The sequence below is a fragment of the Microcystis sp. T1-4 genome, from assembly GCF_000297435.1.
GTDB lineage: Bacteria > Cyanobacteriota > Cyanobacteriia > Cyanobacteriales > Microcystaceae > Microcystis.
This window is the reverse complement of the sequence record NZ_CAIP01000183.1, coordinates 1-22899: the sequence shown is the minus strand read 5'-3', so window position 1 is coordinate 22899 and position 22899 is coordinate 1. Positions and strand designations below refer to the sequence as shown.

The following is a 22899-nucleotide window of genomic DNA, read 5'->3' as shown; positions in this document are numbered from 1 at the left end:
GAACCATTATCAAGGCGCAAGACGCATTTTCATTCCGTGACGCGGCGAATGAATGCTAGGGCCGTTGAAGTTTATCTGTAGGGACACGGCATAACGGGGTCTTTATACTGAATCGGTTTTTAATAGCATGATTAACCCCCAATCCAACTTTAAAAATCTGCTCCCTTCTCCCCACTGCTGTAACAAAAAACAACTATCCCCCGATAGCGATCGCTAAAGGTCGAATAATTATAAATTTTTGTCAAGGGGTGCGGTCAGATCGAAGAATCATCGCTAGAATGAGCCTAATTGTCAGGAATTTAGTTAAACAAGGTTTTTGGCAATAGGCTAATCTGGCTAACAGGCTTTTGGGAGTGATATAGGGAAAAGTTCTGGCAATCGCGCCTAAATGGAGTGTTATACAGAAAGTTTCCACATATTGTTACTTTCAAGAGTGTTATAGAGAAAGTTGACCTATAATATGTAGTTGGGTTGCTTTAGGTTATCGATAGGGCGGTAGCGGGGGTTATTTGTATGAGTTTGGGTTCAGTACCTCAGGACAGTAGCTCATAAGGCAGCGATTGAAGCTTATCCAGACACTAAAAGCTTGACTTAACCCATGCTAATCAGGGAACCTTGGATCTTGTGATTGAAACAAGAAATCTTTAGGAGGTTCTCATGTCAAAAAGTCAACAGTATGGTAGCAAAGGTCAATCATGGCATCCAGACTTTATTCGCTACATGGAATTTATTGCAAACCATGAAACGTACAGAGGGATGCCAGATGCTTTCAATGAAGAAAATAAAATTCAGTGGGAAGCTCCCTCAAACCGAAGCTCAGGAGAATACAAAGATACTCACCATAAGCGACGTGAGTGGTGGCGTAGAAAAGCTGTCTCAATAAGCATCGATCCTCAATCTGCCAAGTGGATTAGCAGAACAGCAAGGCAAATCCATCCTACCCTCAAGAAGCCTTGCAAACTATGTGGGAGAGTAATGGAACTGAGGTACGTTTACCCATCTAGTACTTTCTTAAAAAGATTGATAAAGATGGGCTATGTCGATGAAAGCTTTCCTCTTGAGCCATTTGAAAGAATTACAGATTTAGTAACTCGGTTAGTGGAAGTCTTTGGGGATTCGGTTTTCTCACATCTCCCAGATCTTTTACAAACGAGTGAAATTGTACCACCGAACCTTGAGCCAAATTTGCCTGATTGGTTAGACTGGATAGAAAAAGAGTATGTGCCTCAAGAGCCAAGTATCCTGAGTCCTGGTGCCATGTCTAACGCACCTGATCGCTTTGATGGTTTTCATTCGTTTAATCTATGCTGCCGCAGTAGTGCTGATAAAGGTCGCAGTCAGTCAAATTTGAGGGCTTACACAACAGATCGGCGCGTTTTTGAGTATTGGACTGAAGGAAATTGGATCGCTGCTGATCGATTGATGGGTCGGATTCGCGCCGATTTTAGTGGCGAATCATGTTTTAATGGACACCCTGGTCCTTGTTCAGCCGATCATGTTGGTCCTCTATCGCTCGGATTTACTCATAGACCTGAATTTCAACTTTTGTGCAAACGATGTAACAGTGCTAAGAACAACCGAATGTCTCTACGAGAGGTAGTTCATTTACGAAAAGTTGAGGCAGCCGGAGAAACTGTAATTTCATGGCATAGTAAGGCACTATGGGATTTACGCAAAAACGATGTCTTAGACGAAGAAACAGCTTTAAGATTAAGTAAAATACTTCGAGATAACCGCCACACGTTAATGAGTGTTTTGCAGAGAATTGACGATGCAAGGCACTTCACATTTTTGGCAACATTCCTAGAGCTTGAATATGCAGAGCAGAAAGTTGAATTTGTGAATCTTCATATCGAGAATCACATTACACAGTTTGAGCGTATCAGTTATCTTCCTCGTGAAACTAAATATGTAGAGGAACAGAAGGCTAGGCGCTGTCGAGTTGCATTTGAATCATTGCGAGACTATTTTAGGAAGATAACTCGCAATGCCTATGTTGTGACTACATCTCAAATTGAAGGCAAAATTGTGGATGCTCTGGAATTTTTAGAACGTTCTTCGTCAGAAATCCAAAAACTAGATAAACAAATTTCAAAACTCCTCTCAAGTAGTAGTGAGATTCAAGGAGAGGAAAGCTTTCGTGCAATTGTTGAGCGTATCCCCAGAGAACATCCAGTGAACTTTGTTGAAGCTAAAACAAGGATTACTGAGGCGATGCACTTAGTAGCAGTTGAATTGAGTAATCAGTGGAACAGCGATCGCTACGTTCGAGGTGAATTGAATCTAGACAGCTAGATTAAAACATAGAAAGTTGTATATTGCGTGATTTGGAAGCTTCAGCTTTTTTTCGCAGGGCATTCAAATATTGCTCTGGTGATATGTAGCCTCGCATTAATTCTTGATAGTCAGTGGCAGGGGGAAAGATATAATCAAGGCTTTCCCCATCTTGACTTGATTCCAGAGGTGGCAGATCACTAAGAGCTTCATAAGTTGTAACTGCTGATGGAAGATCAATTAAACCATTTTCAGTTGAATCGCCTGTGACTACAGGAGGTGGAAGAATTTGTAACTGTTGCTTTAATCCCACCAAGATGACTCGTTTACGCCGCTGTGGGATTCCATAGTTTGCTGTGTCAAGTTTCCAGACTGAAAGTTGATCGGTCACAGATTCAAGAACCATTTTAATTTGCTCAAAAACACGACCTTGTTCCATGTTTAACAAACCCATAACGTTTTCAAAGACGAAACCATCAGGATTAATTAATGTAATGATTTGCGTATAATTTCTAAACAGTGAATTTCTCCCATCCTGCATTGATCTAGAATTACCTGCTGTAGAAAATCCTTGACATGGTGGTCCTCCCAAAACAAATAATTTAGCATCAGGATTTAGCTGTCTTGCTACATTAGCCATTGAGGAAATCTTTGAAGAAATTTCAGGGTCTTGAATATCTCCAACAATCACAGAAGAGTCAACGTTCTTAGCATAGGTTTCAATGGCTATGCGCTCAATATCGTTAGCTATAACAGGTAGCCAACCAGCCCATTTAAATCCCAAGGCTAACCCACCTGCGCCTGAAAAGAGATCTACAAAAATTCCTGGAGATCCCAAATGTAAGGCAATCTGATATCCAAGAAGTGGTGGAACAGCATTACCAATTTGCGTGTTGATTGCTGTGCGAGATCCCAAAAAAACAAAGTCATCTGGAAAGCTCTGGAGCCTTGCAGCTTCACGCTGGCTGATAACCCTGTGCTGACCACCAGCATAATCGTAATGGAGGTGGCAGCCGTTTCCAGGACGACCGAAATAGGTATTAATCGTATAAGCAGGTGCATCTGGGCGTAGTCGTCCATAGTAGGTAGAGCGACTTCCTCCTCCTTTTGCATAGCTTTCCCGAATTTGGGCTAGCCGTTGAGAAGGTATAGATGTTGGAATATTCTTCCAATTACCCCCTGGGGGAATATGAATAGCCATTGCCAAATCAAGTTCGCTGAGTCGTGCTGAGTAATGATTTGGAATCATGATTCTCTCCATAGCTGATGCTCAAGTAAATTTTGGCTCTCCTGTTGCGTTATTTTTGGAAAGGACTGTATTATCTCAGCTAAGTCGCTCCTAGTTAAACCATAGGCTTGAGCAACAATAACCTCAATTTTTTGTTCTGCGGTTAAATCACCAGCTAGTCTCAGTTCAGCCAACGGCACTAACTTCTTAGTCAATTCAGGAGTGATTTCTGGTATTCGAGTTTTACGTAATACTCCTACGGATATATGAGCAGTTGAAAGCATTGAGCGAACCTGAAACTCAAAAGGTATAGATGACATGATACAAAGCAAGGTGTATAGTTTTGAAATATTATTTGTTCGGAAGTGAGCCACGCCAAGAGAATTACCCGTGACCCAATTTGCCGGGATAATTGTGGCTTGAACTCTCCTTTTCTGAGTAGGACGGCTGACATCTCGCCAAACAATTCGTGGATACTTCACTGAAAGAGGGATATTTAGACCCCGATCTGGATTAATAAATACGAGAGGCCGATTAACACTAGTTAATCGCTCGATCATTTTACCCTTGAGAAAGGGATAATATCCTTTTAGAGATAAATAGCTTGTATGACCTGTCTCATCCAATTCTCGTCCCGTCCACAATTGACCTTCATAGTCACCTTGCAGATCACCAAGAGTTTTCAGTACTGAAAATCTTAGCAATTGATCGAGTTGAGATTTATTAGAAGATATGGGGATAACATAACCATTTGACTTTAAGAAGCCTTCAGGCAACTTCAGTTCTTGATGATACTCAATACAATGTAAATCTTTGTCAAATTTATAAATGAAAGTTTTTTGCCCTGGCTTATTGACTTGGATGGTGAGATTAATACAATTTTGATCAACTCCTTCAAAAAGTCTTGCTTCCGCAGGGAAATAATCGATATATTTAACTGCATGATTTGTTAGTAAGCACTTTCGCAGTGATTCAGAGTTTTGATCACCAAGAAGAGATGCTGGCGAGACAATACCTATAATTCCATGACTTTTAGTCAAATGGATAGCGACCTCCAATCCAACACGAGAAAGATTAATTCCCCAGCCTGAATACATTTTCCGAGGCATTGATGTTGGAAAGTTCTTTTGAAGCTTTGCCGAGAACTTCCTCAGTGAATCAATATAGATTGATTCTGTTTTCTCGTCTAATGCTTTGATATCTCGGCGATCAGGCTTTATAACCTCCCAAGGAGGATTGGTAATTGTAATATCAAACTGAGATTCAATACAAGGTGATCGATGTCTAAATTGAGACGTAGTATAAGTGAAACTGTCATGAACAGATGCGCTGATCGTGAAGTTTATCCCAACATGATTGGCAATTCGTTGAATGCTCCGTTTTGCTTTAATAACTGCTTGCTCGTCACAATCCCATATTTCAATTCGCCATAGTCTTTCTGTAAGACCAGGAAAAATTGAAATCCGTTCCAGAAGCCATATAATTAGTCTTCCGTCACCACAAAATGGATCGATGACAGATATTTCGCCAGAATAATTAGTTCGAGAGGCAACGGTTAGGACAGCATCGACCAGGCGTTCTCCAATGAATTTTGGTGTATAAAACTTACCTGTTGTTTTGATTAAGAGGTTTTCCCTCCCCGTTCCTATTTGAGCATTAGGGGTAGATTGAAGAATTTCGAGGTGATTCACTGCTGACCTTTAGGGTTTATCTGAACTTCTGCTGTAATTATATTCCATTTGGAACATAAGTCAATCATATATTTTGTCAGGTTTGGGACCTGGTTTAGGGTTGCCATCTATATAGTTGTTTAGGCTGGAGGCCTCAATTAACCAGATCCCACCTGCACGACGAGCGCTTATAAGTCCTTGACGAATAAGGAGCCTAACGTGTTGACGTGTATATCCTGATACCTCTGAAGCCTCCGAAACTGTGATCATTTCAGAGTTGGTCATTATTTTCACAAAGTTTTAGATATGTTTTACCTCTGTAACCTCAATCGGCTTCGAGCTAGAGGTAATTTTACTCTATTCCCTCCCTAGCAGCACTTGAGGGCGAGGGCTGATATCAGAGCAGCTTTGTCATTTTGCATATTGAGCAAGCACACAACTTCTTAATAATCCAGGGTCAATTGCCAAGCAGCCCAACAACCCTCTTGCAGCGGACGTTTGAAAGCTGTTGGTATTGAGTTCCAGGTTACTTGCCGCCGCTGAAGGGGAACGTTATACTGAATCGGTTTTTAATAGCATGATTAACTCCCAATCCCACTTGAAAAACCCGCTCCCTTCTCCCCACTCTCCTATAACTTTTAAACAGGATTTAGTATGACTATCTAGGGTTTGCTGAATAAGTACGGGCGAAGCATTCGGATAGAAAATCTACGTTTTCACCGATAGGTTATTGCCCGAATGCTTCGCCCCTACAGGACGCGGGCCGATGAAGACGCAAGGTTTTGAACGACGATTCTCTCAAAATCTTGCACCTGTTTCGCGAGAAAAGCCCCAAAACCCTTACTTTGCCTACATTTCAAATTTATTCAGCAAACCCTATCTAAATTACTCGTTAAGACTATGAGCAGGGAGCAGGGAGAAAAAACCTGACTCCCGATGACTGAAAGCTGATCACTGACAAAACCTATCCCAAAACGATCGAATCGCGCAGGGATTTAATTTCCTCGGTTTGTAAACGCGCCCCAAAAGTAGAAACTACCCGGGCAGCCGCTAGAGAAGCGAGATTTCCCGCTCCTTTGTAACCCATACCGTGGGTAATACCGTAGAGAAACGCACCTGCATACATATCCCCTGCACCGACGGTATCGATCGCCTGTACGGGATGGGGGTCAATTTCCAGGAGATTTTCGCCATCATAGATCAAAGAACCACTGGCACCCCGGGTGATAGCGAATCCTTTGGCAATGGTTTTAAAATAGGCGATCGCTGACTCAATTTCCTCGCTGCCGGAAATAGTCAAAGCTTCCGACTCATTAGCGAAAACTAAATCTAACCCCGTTCCGATCATTTCCAGTAATCCCTCCCGGAAGAAGATCGCCATATTGGGATCCGACAGGGATAAAGCGGTTTTCACTCCAGCAGCCTGAGCAATTTCTCGCCCTTTAATAGCGGCAGCTTTGGCAGTGGGAGAGGTGACGAGATAACCTTCGAGATAGAGATAATCGGCATTAGCGATCGCTGAAGGTACTAATTCCCGTTCGGAAATTTCCCCAGTGATGCCGAGAAAAGTATTCATGGTGCGATCGGCATCGGGAGTCACAAAAACTAGACATTTTCCCGTGATTCCCACCTCTTTTTCGCCGCCGTGTTCATTGGTATGCAAACCACAGGCCCGCAGATCTTGTAGATAAAACTTACCTAATTCGTCATTGCCCACTTTACAGGAATAGAAACCTCTACCCCCCAACTGAGCGATCGCTACTAGGGTATTCGCCGCCGATCCGCCACCGCTGCGTTTACAATCAAGAGCCAATTTTTCCATCAACTGGGTTTGACGATTTTCGTCCACCAGCGTCATCACTCCTTTATCGATGCCTAATTCTTGCAGTAATTCAGGAGAGACTTGAAATTCCATATCGACGAGCGCGTTACCGATCCCATAAACGTTGTATTGTTTGCCCATAATTTAGTCGATCGCCTAAAAATACTTTGTTATTGATAGTAGGGAAATAAGGAGCAAAAAGCTAGGGGCTTTTTTCAGCCAGAGAATACCATAATCAAAAATAATGGGTGTGCTAGTCTCACACCCCCAGTAATTTGTGTTAAGTTTTGTTTAACGAAGCCACTTTAAGCCTCATCGTAGGCTTCTAGATCCAACAGATAAAGATAAGGTTCGGCTAATTCCTGCCTTTGAAAAGCGATCGCTCGCAACAGGTGCCAATCCCGCAAAGCCTCGAAGGGGTTACTATACTCATCTTTTTCTAGTCGTTCGGCCAAAGAAGCAATATCAGCGGCGGTATATTTGGCAATATCTTGATCAGTGAAGCTTATAACTGTCATTTCTGCACCTCCCTCGACCTTTGTTCTATTTCTAGCCTAACATATATTCTGAGTTGAAAAAATGCCTTGACCGCCAAGTTAAGAACTGTAAATGGAAGGGTAATTGTGGTACAATTCCAGCAAAAAAGCTATTTTTGGTTGATCTTCTATGAAAACAGCCCTCATTACCGGTGCTTCCACCGGTATCGGTGTCGTCTTTGCCCGTCAACTTGCCCAACGGCAAATGGAGCTAATTTTAGTCGCTAGATCTAGGGATAAACTAGAACAATTAGCAGCGGAATTGGGGGAACAATACGGGGTAAAAGTGACGGTTATCGTCCAAGATCTGACCGTTGCTGGAGCGGGAAAGCTAGTATATGATACGGTGAACCAAAAAGGAATCAACGTTGATTTACTGGTAAATAATGCCGGTTTTGGTGGTTATGGTGCTTTTAGCGAGCAGGATTTAGCCCGACAGTTAGAAATGATCCAGTTAAATAATCTGGTATTGGTGGAATTAAGCCACTATTTTCTCCGTCCCATGCTTGCTGGTGCTGGGGGGGCAATTATCAATGTTGCTTCCATTGCTGGGTTTCAACCGCTGCCCTATCTTTCCGTCTATGCGGCGACAAAAGCCTTTGTCCTCAGCTTTAGCGAGTCTCTCTGGGCAGAAAATAAAGACAAAGGCGTTGAAATCCTCGCTCTTTGCCCCGGTCCGACGGAATCGAATTTTTTTGAGGTGGCCCGATTTCCCAGGGCTTTTATGGGCAAAAACGGCCGGTTAGATTCGGCGGAAGTGGTAGTAAAAGAGGCTTTAACCGCCTTGGCAAACAAACGCCCCAACGTGGTAGCAGGTAAATTGGCTAATAAAATTATCGTCAATCTGCCCCGTTTTTTACCTAGAAGTTGGATCGTGTCTTTGATAGAAAAGCAATTCAAGCCATAACTAGAATCAAGCTAATTAGAGCAATTGCTGATAGGATTTTAAGGGAATACCTGTCCGGTTTCTCACTTCGATGGCCGAACGATAGACACCGTTTTTTTCTCTTTCGGCGACAATTTTATCGGCCAGGGAAAAGTCAAGACCGAGATTGACTAATTCCTCAACAGAGTGGTAATTTAAACAACGCCAAGAAACGTCAACTTCTTGGCGAATATCGTAGGCAAAGATAATCAAAGGTTCCAGTTTTTTGAGATAATTTTCCGGTAAACCAGCCAGGAAGTGTAATTCTTCTAAATGGGTAAAAATATGTCCTTCATTACGGACAGAAACGATATCATTGGCATAGACAATCGGCAGCCCTAATTTATGAACCAGATCGTTGGTAGAACAGCTGTTAATATCAATTTTTTCAAGAGGAGAGGATGACTGTCTAGAATCGGTTCTATTTGCCGAAGCTATTGGATGGGAATTAAGCTGTTGACGGATGTATAAACCCAGGCCGATTTGGGCAAACCAAATTACGATAAAAGACTCTTGTGTAAGGAAAATAAGGGAGATAATTGTCAAGGCAATGCCGACGGATAACCAACTTTGGTTATTAGTTTTTTTGCCAGCATTAGCAATGGCAATCCCCCCAAAAACTGGGACTAAAGATAGCCAGATCCACTCGGAAGATTCGGGAGGGCGAGGAGAGAGATTAGACATATTTTTTTAAAGAGAATCTAAATATTTTCTGCGTTTTTCTTCGTATTCTTCAGCAGTAATAATTCCCTGATCGTAAAGCTTTTTAAGCTGGAGTAAAGTAGCGGTTTTTTGCTGACCTGATTCTGGCAGTCTTCGCTCTGTATTGCTGGGGAGATAGTTAGGATTGTATTTAGCATCAAAAGCTTGATCTGACATGATGATTAAACCAATAAATTCAAAAAAAGCAATGATGCCGGGGATAAAAGTCCAGAAGAAAAGTAGATAGAGAATACCTGCTAAATTCTCCCCTAGATAAAATTTATGGATGCCAAGATAACCGAGAAAAAAGGCTAGTAAAGCCGCTATAGTTCTATTTCTCATAATTTTTGAGATTTCCCTAATTTAGCCAAAAGAAAGTATAAAACCACGATGCCTGCCTGTAATTCCAAGAGAGTAATATAACCCTTAACTAGATAATTTAATTCTAGGGAGGAATTAAAGGCAAAAACTAGCACACCCAAGACTAAAAAAGGCAGTAAACGCCAGCCAGACTTGGGTATTTTTATTCCCGTACTGTTAACCTGATTCATGGGCTAATTCTCTAGGTTGGTCTTTTTCGGTGATAGTCGCAAAATCGGGCTTTGTCAAGGGGTAGTTTGATTAACTTTTAGCATCTCAACGAGGATATTATGGGCATCCTTGGCTGATTCTAGGGTGCGCTCAAAAGGTATTCTAATTGTTTGACTCTCCCCTAATTTTTCTACGGCTAAATCCATGCCTTGGGGATCGATGAAGAGCATTTGAGCCGTTTCTGCATCGGTAATATTACCGTAAACTTGAGCGTAGAAAAGCACGGCATCACCGTGATCTTTGTTCATGTGTTTACAGATGCGATCGCTAATGGCGGGAGTGATAGTTTCAGACATAATATTCCCGAAAAAAATCGATAATAAGGTGGGGACGGATTAAAGCCAGTTCTAAATCGAGGCCAATGGGGGGATATTAGTTAGGGTAGCGTATTTAATCGCTCATTGCCAGATAATTTGGGCGTGGCCATGGCAGACATCAATAATAAGTTTAATATTATTTTCTTGACAAAAATCCTTAATTGTGCATTAACCTAATTGTCCCACTTAAGGTCAATCGGGGTAGAAAGTACAGTCTGGGGCTGTCCGCGCATTTAAATTGCCTGTTGAGATGAGACAAGAGGCAACAGTAAAGGGATTGGGAGAGATTCAGCTAATCGGATAAGCGGTTAAAATGCCTCTTAGCTTCAAACCCCACACCCTGCCCCCGACAAAACTTTTTCAGCACACCCTATATATTTTATCGTTCACAACCAACAACAGAAGCGGTGTAGGTATTACCGATGTGCTGAATACCATTGACAAAAAGATTGACTAAAAAAGGTTGATCATTTGCCCGTACTGTGGCAGTAATTGTTAAGGGTTTATCGGGTTCGATTCGTACTCCATTAGTATTAAAAAATTCCTCGTTAGTTTGATCGCTATACTTGAGAAACAGCCGGATATCAAAGGAGGCAGCCCGGGGGACAGAAACCGTAACGATAAACCTCTGAAAACTTCTACCCCCCGGAACTGCCCAATCGGTATTCCAATTATTACGAGTTATCGTGACACCGAAAGGACCTGGAACAGTGGGTTGTGAGACGCTTTTCGTAACTTCACTACCTTCACCCCCTAATAAAGAAAGTGGCCGACAATTTTGCGCCGCTGCCGGTAGATGTGAGCTTAATAATACCGCCGATAGACTCAATAACCCAGTGATAGAGGTTAATTTCATCATTGATTTTGTCTCCAATTAATAGATAGAACACATCTAAAAATTATAGATGATCATGACGGTAAAAAAAGGCGATTTAACTTAATTGAGGTAAATTACCAGAAAAATGCCGATCATCAACCTTAATTTTCAAAAACGGGGTTAAAATTGATTCATAATTTCCATATAAATATGTTCTAACTGTACCGTCTGACGGGAGATAGAATCAATATTAATGCCGTCAAATGCCCGAATAATATCGCTTAATTCTAGATGTTCATCTAACCAAAAAGCTAAATCTTTACCGTAAAATTTGGCAGTAAATCCTAATTGTTTACCTCGATTTATTGCCGCTTCTTGATCCTGGGTATCCATGATAATAATTTCTTTCGCAGGAATGTGCTGACGCAGCTGATTTAAATTACCTTCGGCAATAATACGACCTTGTTTTAAAATCCCGATACGTTGACAGAGACGCTGTGCTTCATCGAGGAGATGAGTAGTTAATAAAATTGTCATTCCCTGTCGCCGTAATTCTCCGATTAAATCCCAAATTTCATAACGAGATTCGATGTCTAAACCAGTAGTTGGTTCATCGAGAATTAATAATTTTGGCTGATGAACAATAGCCACGGCAATATTCATCCGGCGCTGCATTCCACCGCTTAAAGTTTCCACCGGACTGCGGGCGCGATCGAGCAAATTTACTGCCGATAAACTGGCTTTAATCCGATGACGACGCTGGGGGCGATCGAGTCCATAAATCTGAGCAAAAAAGTTGAGATTTTCCTCACAAGTAAGGGATTTGTACAATAAATTTTCTTGTGGGGCAACCCCAATTAATTCTTTAGTAACTCGGGAAATTGGCAAATAATTAAATGTAATTTCTCCCGATGAGGGTTTTAATAAATTACAAATTAAGTTAATAGTGGTGGTTTTTCCCGCACCATTGGGACCGAGTAAACCGTAAATTTCCCCCGCTTCAATATGAAAGTTTAATTGATCTAATACTAAGCGTCTTCCGTAATTTTTTTTGACATTACTAATAGTCAGCATTTTTAATAAAGTAACGAGGATAGTCAGGATTTTTTAAGCCATCATCCGTCAGCTAGGTAATAGTAAGAATAACAGGGAAATTGGCTAATTATACTGAAAAATAGGAAGCTGAATAACTGATGGTGGGTTACGGCGAATAGATAAATTAATGATTAAGTCTGATAATTTGTCTCCGCCTAACCCACCCTACCTAACTGATAACTGATCACTGATAACTGATAACTGATTTACAGTCGGCGTTCAAGGTTTAACATTTGTCGATAGGTAAGCCAACCACCTGCTACCATAGCTAGAGCAAAAAGACAGAGAAAGCGAAAATGAGAGCTAATATCTTGTAGATTTTTGCCCTTTGCCCAAACAGCAATTAAAGCTTCATTCATGTGGTAGATCGGGTTATATTTAGCCAGAGATAGAATATTGTCGGGGAATAAAGCAGTCGGAAGAAAAACGCCGCCTAAAATTAATAAAGGAACACCAAAAGTTCCCACCAAGGCATTAACATCTTCCGTTCTTTTCGCCAGTTGAGTACCGAGGATAAATCCTAAACCCACATAGGCGGTGATACTAAGAAAAATAATTAATAATTCTAGAGGAATTGAGCCTTTAAAAGTGGCTCCATACTGTTTAGCAATAGAATAAACTAAAATTGTCTGACAGGCGGCAATCGCACAATGGGCGAGAAAAATGCCAATAAAATAGGAAACACCGCTTAAAGGCGATAAAAATAACCGTTTAATCGTTTGTTGTTCCCTTTCTGCTACTACCGTTGCCACGGTTCCCCCTAAACAACTAAAGAAAAGTGCCGCCCCGACGAGGGTAGGAGGAGTAGCCAGAGCCATTGCCTCGGCAAGCTCAATTTTGCCTTTTTCTGCCATAATATAGCCATTTAAGAGCAGGACAAGGATCGGGAAAATGCCCCAGAGGATTAAGCTACGCCCGCGTCGGATTAATTCTACTAAAATTCGTTGAGCGATCGCTAAAATTTCCTGCCAATATTTCATAGAATGTTAGTGTAATTGTTTCTCCCTGTAGAGAAATAAGTTTTCCTACTTTCGACTTAGGCTTATTGTAAGTGTTCCAGAGCTTGATCGGCACGCAATCCTACCACTATGTCCGTTTCTGTCTCCCGAATCTGTCCTAAAAGTTCCCGAATCGCCCCGCGAAATGCCGCCGCCGCAGTTCCTAATCCCTCTAATCCGACGATCGCCGCATATCTAACCACCCACTCTGGATCCCCTTGCGAAAGTTTCTCCAGTGCCGCAAAAACAGCCTTCTGAGCCTCAGAAACCCGACTTTCCTCCAAATCAGACCAAATTATATTTCCTAAGCCTCTAGCCGCTCCTCGCCGCACGCTAAAGGAAAAATCACTCACCGCCGCCTCAAGCAATAAGTCCAATCCTCGCACATCGCCAATTCCCCCTAGGGCGCGGGTTGCCCAAGCTCTCGCCCCATAATTATAACCGTCTAGGTTGGCTAGTAAATAGGGAACCGCCGCTTTGCCAATGGCGATTAAACCATCCACGGCTGCCACGGAGGCACCGGGGTTATTATATCTCAGCACATCGGTGAGGGTGGGTATTGCCGCTTCACTTTTGGCGGCGGCTAAGTTTTCCACGGCGGTTAGTAACTCATTGGCTGAGTCGGCTTTTTCGACGGCAATAATTAAAGTCTCAACGGTGGGAAGCATTGGTTATTAGTAGAGGGGATGAGGTTAGGCGTTGGGGTGTGGGAATTATGAATTATAAATTATAAATTATGAAGTGGGAAGAATAAATAAAAATAATCTCCTGACTCCTAACTCCTGTCTCCTAACACCGCCAACAAACTTTTAAAGATAATTTTATCGCCAAACTTTTTTCTGTAAAATCTGATTAATTTCTTGGGGAAAAGGACAATCATTGGGAAAGTTAAAGGATTGATAATCTGGGTTATCTCGCAAGCTTTTTAAAGCCGTGGCATAGCAATCTAAAAATACTTGATCCCAGTAGGGTTTTAAACTAGGAGAATCCCTCAAAAGTTCTTCTAGTTCCCGTTGACTGCGCCTAATAGTTTCTTGCCAACCTCGATAATCCTCAACGTAATCAGTATAGCAAAGTTTGAGGCAGTGTTCTAAGATGGTGGTTAACCGGTTGCGGAGTTCACGTTTTTGACTTCTGCCCAAACTTTCTATCTCCTCGATCAAGTTTTCCCAGTCAACTTTATCAAAGTTTTTTTGTCTTAACAGAGTGATTGTCTCGTTCAGCCAGCCGACATAATCAGTTTGAATTAGCATAAAAACCTCTGGATTGCATCGGTTTTAATTTAGATACAAAATAACCAATGATTAATTACAATAAACTATCCATTAAAGTGAGAATTTCCGAGATATTTTCGCCCCTAGAATTAGTTTTTAGATGGTTTTCTAAAAGTTCCTTGAGAGCAACCAGTTTCAGACTATTTTCCGCCAAAGTATTAGCGATCGCAGGGGCAGCCGGCAGATAACCCGTAGCGCCTAAATCCATTAAAGCAGAACGACGCAGCTGTAATTCTTCCCCTTGCAAGGCATTAATCAGAATATCGCCATAGTGGGGGTTAGTCGTGAGTTGATAGAGGGCGCGGGCAGCCGCATAACGCACTTTTTCGACGAAATGCTTTAAAAACGGTTCAATCAGGGGAATTGCTTCCGTCGCTTGCAGGGTTCCCAAGGCTTCGATAATCGCCTCGTAGGGTTGGACTAAATGGGGTTTTCCCGCCACTAAAACAGCCCCTTCGATGCCACCCTCTAATAGTTTCTTTAAAGGTGCGATCGCGCTTCGATCCTGAAGCATTTCCAATGCCTGGGCAGCCGATTCGCGCACATAATAATCTTCGCAGTCGAGACAGGCAATCAAAGCGGGAAGACAACTGAGATCATCTAATTTCCCTAAAGCGCTGGCGGCATTGCGTCGCAGGGGATAACCGCCATCGGGAGTGCGATCGCTTTCGTCCTCTAAAGCGGCAATTAACGCCGAAATCGCCTCTGGTTGACGAACACGAAATCTACCCAACCACCAAGCGGCATAATAACGCGCGCCTAGGTCTTCTCTTTGCTGGATATTAGCGATCGCTTGTTCAACAGTATAGGCCGGATTATCGACTGGAGGAGAGTAAGAATCGCTCATAGACAAGTGAAAATGGGTGTTGGGGAATTATGAATTATGAATTATGAATTATGAATTATGAAGTGGGGAGCAGGGAGTGGGGAGAATAAATAAAAATAATCTCCTGACTCCTGAATACTGACTCGGAGAATACTGATAACCGACTCAGTTTTTCATAGTTGCCGCACCCTTGCCAATACCGGAATAAATCAAACCCCGTTGAGCATCGAGACTAATGATCACCCCTTCGCGGATAATTTTCGTGGCATTTTTAACCCCGACAATCACAGGAATACCCAATTTTAAACCGATAGTAGCGGCGTGATTGTTCATCGCGGTATCTTCGGTGATAATTCCGCCAGCTTTCCGCATCATATCCACATATTCGGCGCTGGTGGTGGGAACGACTAAAATCTCCCCGTTACTAAAACTACCCACTTCCCGGGCATTATGGGCCACTCGCGCCCGGCCACTGGCCACACCCTGGCCGATACCTGTACCCTTGCCCAAAAGGGATTTTACCACTTCCACCTTAATTAAATCCGTGGAACCGGCCACCCCTTGCAGAGTTCCCGCCGTCATCACCACTAAATCACCATCTGCGAGGAGGTTATTTTCCTGGGCAAGATTCATCGCCACTTGAAAAGTTTGGCTGGTGGAGGGTAAATCGAGCAATAACATCGGTTTTACGCCCCAAACTAGCTGTAACTGCTGTGCCACTTCCCGATGGGGAGTAACGGCTAAAATCGGGGTTTTGGGGCGAAATCGGGAGACATTACGGGCAGTAGAGCCAGTTTTGGTTAGGGTAATAATTGCCGCTGCCCCCAATTGTTCGGCAATTTGACTGACTGCCGAGGAAATAGCGTTAGGAATCGATTGTTTATTGTTAGAGCGAGCGGCACTATTGATCTGTTCCCGTTCGATCCTTTCGGCAATGCGGGCCATGGTTGCCACCGCTTCGATGGGATAATGACCCACAGCCGTTTCATTGGAAAGCATGACCGCATCAGTGCCATCTAAAATCGCATTAGCTACGTCAGAAACCTCGGCGCGGGTGGGACGAGGATTACTGGCCATACTGTCAAGCATTTGAGTGGCGGTGATAATCGGGATGCCTAGCTGATTAGCGGTATTAATCAGGCGTTTTTGCAGGATTGGCACGTCTTCGGCTGGTAATTCTACTCCTAAATCTCCCCTGGCCACCATAACACCATCACAGAGGGATAAAATTGCCTCCATTTCCTCGATCGCTTCGTGTTTTTCAATTTTAGCGATCACGGGGATAGATTTACCCGCGCTGGCGATTAATTCTTTAATTTCGAGTATATCTTGGGGATTACGCACAAAACTGAGGGCGATCCAATCCACATCCCACAGCAGTCCGAACATTAAATCTTTTTTGTCCTTATCGGTTAACGCTTTCACCGACAGATAAACGTTGGGAAAATTTACCCCTTTATTACTGGATAAGACACCCCCAACCACTACGCGACAGGAAAGATCACCTTTCAAACGATCCACTGATTCCACCCGCATTTCGACTTTACCATCATCGAGGAGAATTCTCGAACCTTCTGGGACTTCTTGGGCGAGCGAGGGATAGCTAATGGAACTTATTTCCTGATTACATTCCACATCCCTAGAAGTAAGGATAAACGGTTCCCCCGGTTTCAGGGTAATCGACCCACAGGCAAATTTACCTAAACGAATTTTTGGTCCCTGCAGATCCTGAAGGATGCCAATCGGTTGATTGAGTTCAAAGGCTAACTGACGGATCAGATTAATGCTGTGACGATGGTAATCGTGATCGCCATGGGAAAAGTTTAATCTAAATGTTGTCGCCCCCGCCTTGATCATCTGACGTAATGTTTCCTTATTTTGCGAGGCTGGGCCAATCGTGGCCACAATTTTAGTGCGACGGGGGAAAGACAGAGAGTGCATAGATAAGCAACTAAATAGGCGAAGTAAATATAGCAGCGTTTGGGACGCTCCGATCATCTTCTCATAAATGGCTATATCCAGTGAAAAGTTAAAAGTAAAAAAACGGTGAGATCTACAAATCCCACCGTTCTTATTGATCGAGTCCGTCAACTCAGCTTAGAAACGGAAAGTTGTCCGGAGGACACCGACAAAAATGGTGTCGTTATTACGGTTGTTAGCGTTGAAGATCGCATAGGCACCAGGGGTAATCAGAATATTTTTGGTGACTGGGAACTTATACTGAGCTTCTACCATGTAGGAAGTACCATCTTCCTTGTCGGAACGGGGTACTTGACCACCTCCGAAGGAAAGGGCTGCACCTTCGGCAAAGAGATCGAGGACAGAAAGATTCAGGTTCCAAGACCAGATACCAGTGTTATTATCCCCGATCGCAGCATTAACTCCTGTGGCCGAGGCATCAGCATAACCACCCCATGCCGCTATATTTAAGACTCCTGGGATAACCTGGGCGCTACCCTGCAAACCGAAACGGTTAGCAGTAGTACCAACGTTACCGAAGGGACGTTCCGTCAGAGGGCTGCTGACGTTACCGAATAAACCAGAGCGAATATCGGCAGCAGTTTGATAACTGTGAACGTAAACGAAGTTAATATCGGCAAATTTGATGAAGGAGAAACCCACCTGCGCGCCAGTACTGAAGGAACCATTGAACAAACCGTTTCCTTCGCTAGGATTAGAGGCACCACTGCCCGCCAGATAAGCCCCTGTAACTTGGAAAACATCACCGATCTTGAATCGAACCCCTGCACCCGTGCCAGAAGGACCGCGGAAGACGATGTTGTTATAACGTTGACCGCGAGATAAAGCACCGGTGCCGCTATCGGCGAGGAAGGGGTTAGCAGTGAGGAAAACGTCATCAAGGTTCAGGCCGTTAGCGCCAACCCAAACGGTGATGTTACCGAAGGGAGTACCGATGGGAGCGCGGTAGAACAAGTCATCGATGGTGACATCGTTGTCACGACCGTCATCGTATGCTAGACGGGTCATATTGGTTCCCGCCGGACCGTTTTGGTTGAAGGTGCTGTTAAAGTTACCCGCTTGTAAACGGGTTCTTAACATATCTTTACCGGTGAAGCTGGTTTCAAAGTTGAGTCGTACCCGGTTATTAAACACAGTTTGGGTTTGATCTTGATTGCTGCCATCAGTAACTGTACCGTTGGTATTGGTAATGGAAGCTTCACCACCCCAGCTATCGGCGACACTGAAGATTACCTCACCTCTGAGTTTGGTGGTGGTAGAAAATTGATTATTTTCCAAGAAAGAAACCCGCTGTTCTAGGTTATCTACTCTAGCCCCTAAGGCCGCTAGTTCGGTTTCAAATTCTTTAACAAGACGTTTTAATTTATCGATGTCTTCTCTGAGTACAGCGATACCATCTTGAATTAAACGTTCCATGACGTTTAAACAAGCGTTTAAACCGGCGGCAAATTCCCAACGAGTCGTGGCCCGATCACCGCGGAAGGTACGGTCGGGATAACCAACGATACAACCGTAACGTTCTACAAGACTTCTTAATGCTTCGTAGGCCCAAGCAGTGGGAGATACGTCCCGCAGTTGGTTAACGCTAGTCACCTGAGACATGGAACCCTGATAGACACCTGTATTGATCTGCTGACTACTTTGGGCGCGTTGAATGCGATCGAGTTGCTGTTGCGCAGCCGGATCAATTTTAAGTTGAGGTGTACCGGGCATAGTTTGAGCCACTGCGCTGCCAGCAGCCGCTACGGAAGCACCCAGCACTAAGGGCGTTACCTTGACTAAATTCTTGAATAGTTTTGACATGGGTCAATCCTCACACCTTATTCTATGGATTGAATGAACTATGGATACAAGCAGACTATTTACCTAGCCTGAATTATACTCACATTCTATGCTAATTCCCCCTTGCCTAGGTTAAGTTAATTTTATGATATGACAGAAAAATTTCTGTCTAATCTTATGTAAGATTAGGACTTACGCACTTTACAAGTCCCCGATGACGTGCATCACCCAAAGTTGGTCGTTTCAGACTTTTGGCGATTAACTTCCCAACAATAGCGATCGCTCAAAAGCCCTCAAGAAATCATATTAAAATGCCCGAAACCCATAGAACACATTTAGTCAATCCTGTCAATGGGTAATTTCTAAAGATTTTGTTAAGATGTCAGCCTTATCAGTTATCAGTTATCAGTTATCAGATGTGAGTTTTCAGTTCACTGTTTACTGTTCACTGTTCACTGATAAAATCTCCCCACTTCCCCCCGCAACGCGCACGAAGTGGTCTCCCCACTTCCCCACTTCCCTAACAATAGTTGTGTGAACTAGGCTCGATCGAGTAAGTTAGAATCGAGGATGATAGATATAGTGCTAGACTTCGGGGTTAGAATATAGCTCGACTCTAGAAGTTAAAAACAGCAAGATTGCTGCCGAAAGCTGACGGCTAATGGCTAACCGCTATAGATAAAGACTCGATTCTTGAATTTAAGCACCGAGAAGGGAGATAAAGATGGTCAATTTTGGGCTGAATTCGGCCAGTATCTTAGGAATTTTTCTGGCAGTAGCCGGAGCCGGGTTATACTTCCTGCGCTCGGTGCGGCCGGAACTTTCCCGCGATCATGATATATTTTTTGCCGCCGTTGGGTTACTGTGCGGTTTAATTCTACTTTTTCAAGGGTGGCGACTGGATCCGATTTTGCAATTCGGACAATTTTTGCTGACTGGAGCAGCGGTTTTTTTTGCCTTCGAGACGGTAAAATTAAGGGGTTTAACCACGGAACAGGCCCGCCGCGGCACGTCTTTTGTCGATGAACGTCCTGTGAGTCGGGAATATCGGGCCGAATTGGAACCCCTCGACACCTACGAACCGGAGGAACGTTACGAAGATAATCCCCGTTTACGCGGTTACGATGATCCCCGCTCTTCCCGTACTTCTAGTTATCAGGACGAGGAACCCCGCAGCACCCGCACCCGTCGGCCGGCCGATACCGGCAGTCGCAAAACGGCTAATCGTCGTCCCCGCAATAGTTCCCCCACTAGCGATCGAGAGGTTTATGATCAGCGCCCTAGCGGTGATGATTGGGAAGAAACCAGTCCCCGTCCACGTCGTCGTCCCGCTAGTGAAGAGACGAGCAGTAAACCGCCCCGCACTAGCCAAAAACGCCGTACTCGCCCAATAATTGCCGATGATCCGCCATTTAAAGGGGAATACGTCGATTATCAACCGATCGATCCTAGGGATGCTGGCGATCAAGAAGATTGGGAGAGACCAGATAATAGTGAACGGGAGTCGAGCAATGATAATCAGACTAGGTTTGATTATTAAGGAGTAGGTCCGATGACCAAAGCTCCCTTTTTGCTGTTTATCTGCTGGTTTTTAGGGGTTATAGGCGGTTGTAATCTCAATAACCCCGGTTTCTCTACAGGAACCCTAAATAGTCGCTATAATGACGAAAAACCTGCCCTGAGCGGTGATGGTCGTTGGCTGGCTTTGCTGTCTAATCGTCGCGGTAGTAATCAGATGCTGCTCTATGATTTGCAGACAAAACAATACCAGACCCTAGGGGGATTATATACGGGTCAAGAAATTACCGATAGCCCTAGTTTAAGCCAAACGGGGCGTTATCTGGCTTATGTGGTGATTATTGAAGGTCGTCCCGTCATCGCTTTATATGATCGCATTACCGATCGCTCTGAGTTATTGAGTCAAAATTATCGCGGTTGGTTACGAAATCCTCGTCTTAGTCCCGATGGTCGTTATCTTGTCTTTGAATCCGCTCGTCGGGGACAATGGGATGTGGAGGTTCTTGATCGCGGTCCGAATATCGAGTTAGATATTGCCGATGGCAGTCCCGTTGAAAGTCCCAAACCGTGAAACGTTATTTTTTTATTAGTCTTGTTGCTGTAATTAGTTTGTTAACTGGATGTGCGGGTTATCCGAGTTTACTGTCTTTTCCTTTCGATCGAGGGGGGAGAAGTTTAAATAGTGCTGCTAGTGAATTAACTCCCTATCTTGCCTCTCGCTATCTCGTTTTTGCTTCCGATCGCAATGGTTCCCAAGCTATCTATCTTTTTGATGCTATTGATCGCCGTTTACTGCCTTTACCCGGCCTAAATTCTCTCGATCAGATCGCTTCTAGTCCTTCCATTAGTGAAGATGGTCGTTATATCGTTTTTACTGCTAGTCGTCAGGGAAAAACGGCGATTTATCTGTACGATCGACAAACTCAACAGAGAAGGGAAATTGCTCCCGATCTGCTCGCGGAAGTACGCAATCCGATCATCAGTGCCGATGGTTCTAAAGTGGCTTTTGAAGTGGCAAAAAATGGGCAATGGGATATTATGATTTACGATCTATCCGGACGGGTATTAGTCAATGAAAATCAGTGATTATTAGACCTCTTGTAAAAATCAAAAATTGTTGTTAGGGTTAGTAGTCAGTAGTCAGTAGCCGGTCGTCAGGAGAATTAAGAATGAATAATAATCAATTAAATAGTCTATTGACAGATTTCATGCTATTTAATCCTTATTTTTGCCGTTTTTGAAACCTCAAAAATTATCCTAAACCCATAGCTTTTAGTCGATGTTCTAGAAACTGTTTTCCCTGTTTTTCGCCGTCAGCGATCAGACGCTGAATATTGGACGGAGAGCGATCGAGTTTACTTTCGTAGTTGAGACTATTGGCTAATTCCGCCGACATTTCGATCATCGGAATATGGTAATCTTGATCGGGATCTTCTGGGAAAGATTTAGGAATTTTAAATGGTTCTGTTAAGGCGATCTCCCGCAAAAATTCCTCTTTAAAGGCTCCTTTAAGAAATAATTGATTGATAAAATCAATCTGATCGAGACCTTGAAATAGGGAAACATTGCCTTCTAATTCATTGCGGCGATCAGCAATATCATCGGATTGCACGGGGATCTTATCTCTGGAGGTGGGATTAATTTTAATTACCCAAATTTCATCGGGAATATTTTCGACTCCGACAAATTCACGGCGAATTAAAGAACGGATGGGGGGATTATCAGAAAATAGTCCATCCCAGTAGGCCATAGTTTCAATGGTGACAGCAGGAAAAATGTTAGGAACACAAGCAGAAGCTAGGATATGTTCAATTTTAACTGCTTCCTGGCGCGAGCTAAATTTACTTAACTTTCCTGTCAGGATATTACAGGCCCCAATTAATAAAATTGGTGGTTCTGGTTTAGCTCCCCAAGTGGCTAATTCCGAAAAGTCAATATGCGCTCTTAGTAACTGATCAAAGTTGGTAAAGCGACTGCGTAAACCGTAGGTAGCTATAGAAAATAAGGTTTTAGTAATCGGAGAGGAAGGACTGAGATTATACTGGGGAATTAATCCTTTGCTGGCTAATTCTAGAGCTTTAATAGCTGAGTCATTAAATAGTTGTTCTTGGGGAGTTCGAGCGCTATTATCTTCCCAAAAATCAATCATTCTTTTCCAAACGATGCTATCACCTTTTTTGAGAGCATACCAGGTGAAAAAGGCACAGATAGCACCGCCAGAAGTACCACTGAGACTGACAATATTAAAGTAATCTTGTACTTTATTGTCAAATAATGCTTTTAATGCACCGGCAGTAAAAGCAGTTTGACTGCCGCCTCCCTGACAAGCGATCGCGATTTTGGCTTTCATAAATATCCTTTGAATGGCTTCTATCTAAGCCCTAGGGCTTTAATTTAAGGTTAATTGATAAACTTAAAATCGGATGCAAAAATATAGAAATTTTTCTTATTTTCCAGAAGATCTGCTCGGGAGATTTTGCCCTCACTTCTAGGAAAGGATAAGTAGGTAGGTATTAAAAACTTTCAGATGCCCCCCTTATTAAG

Annotated in this window: 23 protein-coding genes; 5 read left to right on the top strand and 18 right to left on the bottom strand. The window is 43.3% G+C overall.

Going from position 1 to position 22899, the window contains the following annotated elements:
- The first annotated feature begins 657 nt into the window (after positions 1-657).
- Entirely contained in the window at positions 658-2295 is a 1638-nt protein-coding gene (locus MICAI_RS11360) for an Alw26I/Eco31I/Esp3I family type II restriction endonuclease (protein WP_008201818.1), read from the top strand.
- Position 2296: 1 nt separating this feature from the next.
- Here the strand turns inward: MICAI_RS11360 and dcm are convergent, their stop codons facing one another.
- From dcm to MICAI_RS11335, 5 genes are all read right to left on the bottom strand, one after another.
- Complete coding sequence (gene dcm / locus MICAI_RS11355) at positions 2297-3535, bottom strand: DNA (cytosine-5-)-methyltransferase (protein ID WP_232306179.1); 1239 nt, start codon at positions 3533-3535, stop codon at positions 2297-2299.
- Positions 3520-5193, bottom strand: coding sequence for an Alw26I/Eco31I/Esp3I family type II restriction adenine-specific DNA-methyltransferase (locus MICAI_RS11350; protein ID WP_008201813.1), 1674 nt, complete (start codon positions 5191-5193; stop codon positions 3520-3522). Before MICAI_RS11350 ends, dcm begins: the two co-directional genes overlap by 16 nt.
- A gap of 60 nt (positions 5194-5253) precedes the next feature.
- Positions 5254-5442, bottom strand: coding sequence for a helix-turn-helix domain-containing protein (locus MICAI_RS11345; protein ID WP_223210421.1), 189 nt, complete (start codon positions 5440-5442; stop codon positions 5254-5256).
- Between the two features lie 694 nt (positions 5443-6136).
- The gene (locus MICAI_RS11340; RefSeq protein WP_008201809.1) at positions 6137-7135 is read right to left on the bottom strand and encodes an adenosine kinase; all 999 of its coding nucleotides are present in this window, start codon (positions 7133-7135) and stop codon (positions 6137-6139) included.
- A gap of 164 nt (positions 7136-7299) precedes the next feature.
- Positions 7300-7512 carry a protein IsiD gene (locus tag MICAI_RS11335; protein ID WP_002732311.1) on the bottom strand — a complete coding sequence of 71 codons (213 nt, stop codon included), beginning with the start codon at positions 7510-7512 and terminating at the stop codon, positions 7300-7302.
- Between the two features lie 148 nt (positions 7513-7660).
- Here MICAI_RS11335 and MICAI_RS11330 point away from each other — a divergent pair, with 148 nt between their 5' ends.
- Positions 7661-8437 (top strand): SDR family NAD(P)-dependent oxidoreductase, encoded by a 777-nt coding sequence (locus MICAI_RS11330; protein ID WP_008201805.1) that lies wholly within the window; start codon positions 7661-7663, stop codon positions 8435-8437.
- A 15-nt stretch (positions 8438-8452) separates the two neighbouring features.
- Here the strand turns inward: MICAI_RS11330 and MICAI_RS11325 are convergent, their stop codons facing one another.
- From MICAI_RS11325 to MICAI_RS11270, 12 genes are all read right to left on the bottom strand, one after another.
- Positions 8453-9139, bottom strand: coding sequence for a helix-hairpin-helix domain-containing protein (locus MICAI_RS11325; RefSeq protein ID WP_008201803.1), 687 nt, complete (start codon positions 9137-9139; stop codon positions 8453-8455).
- Positions 9140-9145: 6 nt separating this feature from the next.
- Positions 9146-9499, bottom strand: coding sequence for an NINE protein (locus tag MICAI_RS11320; RefSeq protein WP_008201800.1), 354 nt, complete (start codon positions 9497-9499; stop codon positions 9146-9148).
- Positions 9496-9708 carry a hypothetical protein gene (locus MICAI_RS11315; protein WP_004268453.1) on the bottom strand — a complete coding sequence of 71 codons (213 nt, stop codon included), beginning with the start codon at positions 9706-9708 and terminating at the stop codon, positions 9496-9498. The genes MICAI_RS11320 and MICAI_RS11315 overlap by 4 nt, the downstream gene beginning before the upstream one ends.
- A gap of 54 nt (positions 9709-9762) precedes the next feature.
- The gene (locus tag MICAI_RS11310; RefSeq protein ID WP_008201797.1) at positions 9763-10044 is read right to left on the bottom strand and encodes a DUF2470 domain-containing protein; all 282 of its coding nucleotides are present in this window, start codon (positions 10042-10044) and stop codon (positions 9763-9765) included.
- Positions 10045-10444: 400 nt separating this feature from the next.
- Positions 10445-10924 carry a hypothetical protein gene (locus tag MICAI_RS11305; protein ID WP_008201795.1) on the bottom strand — a complete coding sequence of 160 codons (480 nt, stop codon included), beginning with the start codon at positions 10922-10924 and terminating at the stop codon, positions 10445-10447.
- Between the two features lie 138 nt (positions 10925-11062).
- Positions 11063-11956 (bottom strand): ABC transporter ATP-binding protein, encoded by an 894-nt coding sequence (locus tag MICAI_RS11300; protein ID WP_008201793.1) that lies wholly within the window; start codon positions 11954-11956, stop codon positions 11063-11065.
- A 227-nt stretch (positions 11957-12183) separates the two neighbouring features.
- Positions 12184-12957, bottom strand: a complete 774-nt coding sequence (locus MICAI_RS11295; protein WP_008201791.1) for an ABC transporter permease — start codon at positions 12955-12957, stop codon at positions 12184-12186.
- Positions 12958-13019: 62 nt separating this feature from the next.
- The gene (locus tag MICAI_RS11290; protein ID WP_008201789.1) at positions 13020-13643 is read right to left on the bottom strand and encodes a HEAT repeat domain-containing protein; all 624 of its coding nucleotides are present in this window, start codon (positions 13641-13643) and stop codon (positions 13020-13022) included.
- A 153-nt stretch (positions 13644-13796) separates the two neighbouring features.
- On the bottom strand, positions 13797-14228 hold the full coding sequence (locus MICAI_RS11285; RefSeq protein ID WP_008201788.1) for a DUF29 domain-containing protein: 432 nt from the start codon (positions 14226-14228) through the stop codon (positions 13797-13799).
- Between the two features lie 55 nt (positions 14229-14283).
- Positions 14284-15096 carry a HEAT repeat domain-containing protein gene (locus MICAI_RS11280; protein ID WP_008201786.1) on the bottom strand — a complete coding sequence of 271 codons (813 nt, stop codon included), beginning with the start codon at positions 15094-15096 and terminating at the stop codon, positions 14284-14286.
- A 144-nt stretch (positions 15097-15240) separates the two neighbouring features.
- Positions 15241-17016, bottom strand: a complete 1776-nt coding sequence (gene pyk / locus MICAI_RS11275) for a pyruvate kinase (RefSeq protein ID WP_008201785.1) — start codon at positions 17014-17016, stop codon at positions 15241-15243.
- A gap of 156 nt (positions 17017-17172) precedes the next feature.
- Entirely contained in the window at positions 17173-18858 is a 1686-nt protein-coding gene (locus MICAI_RS11270; protein ID WP_008201783.1) for an iron uptake porin, read from the bottom strand.
- A 703-nt stretch (positions 18859-19561) separates the two neighbouring features.
- Between MICAI_RS11270 and MICAI_RS11265 the strand changes: the two genes are divergently transcribed.
- The 3 genes from MICAI_RS11265 to MICAI_RS11255 are packed head-to-tail and all read left to right on the top strand — an operon-like array spanning position 19562 to position 21441.
- A complete protein-coding gene (locus MICAI_RS11265; protein ID WP_008201781.1) occupies positions 19562-20377 on the top strand; it encodes a Ycf66 family protein in 816 nt (271 codons plus the stop codon).
- Positions 20378-20389: 12 nt separating this feature from the next.
- Entirely contained in the window at positions 20390-20926 is a 537-nt protein-coding gene (locus tag MICAI_RS11260; RefSeq protein ID WP_008201778.1) for a TolB family protein, read from the top strand.
- On the top strand, positions 20923-21441 hold the full coding sequence (locus MICAI_RS11255) for a TolB family protein (protein ID WP_008201776.1): 519 nt from the start codon (positions 20923-20925) through the stop codon (positions 21439-21441). The genes MICAI_RS11260 and MICAI_RS11255 overlap by 4 nt, the downstream gene beginning before the upstream one ends.
- A gap of 166 nt (positions 21442-21607) precedes the next feature.
- Here MICAI_RS11255 and MICAI_RS11250 read toward each other — a convergent pair whose 3' ends face one another.
- Positions 21608-22705, bottom strand: coding sequence for a patatin-like phospholipase family protein (locus MICAI_RS11250; protein WP_008201775.1), 1098 nt, complete (start codon positions 22703-22705; stop codon positions 21608-21610).
- Positions 22706-22899 lie beyond the last annotated feature (194 nt).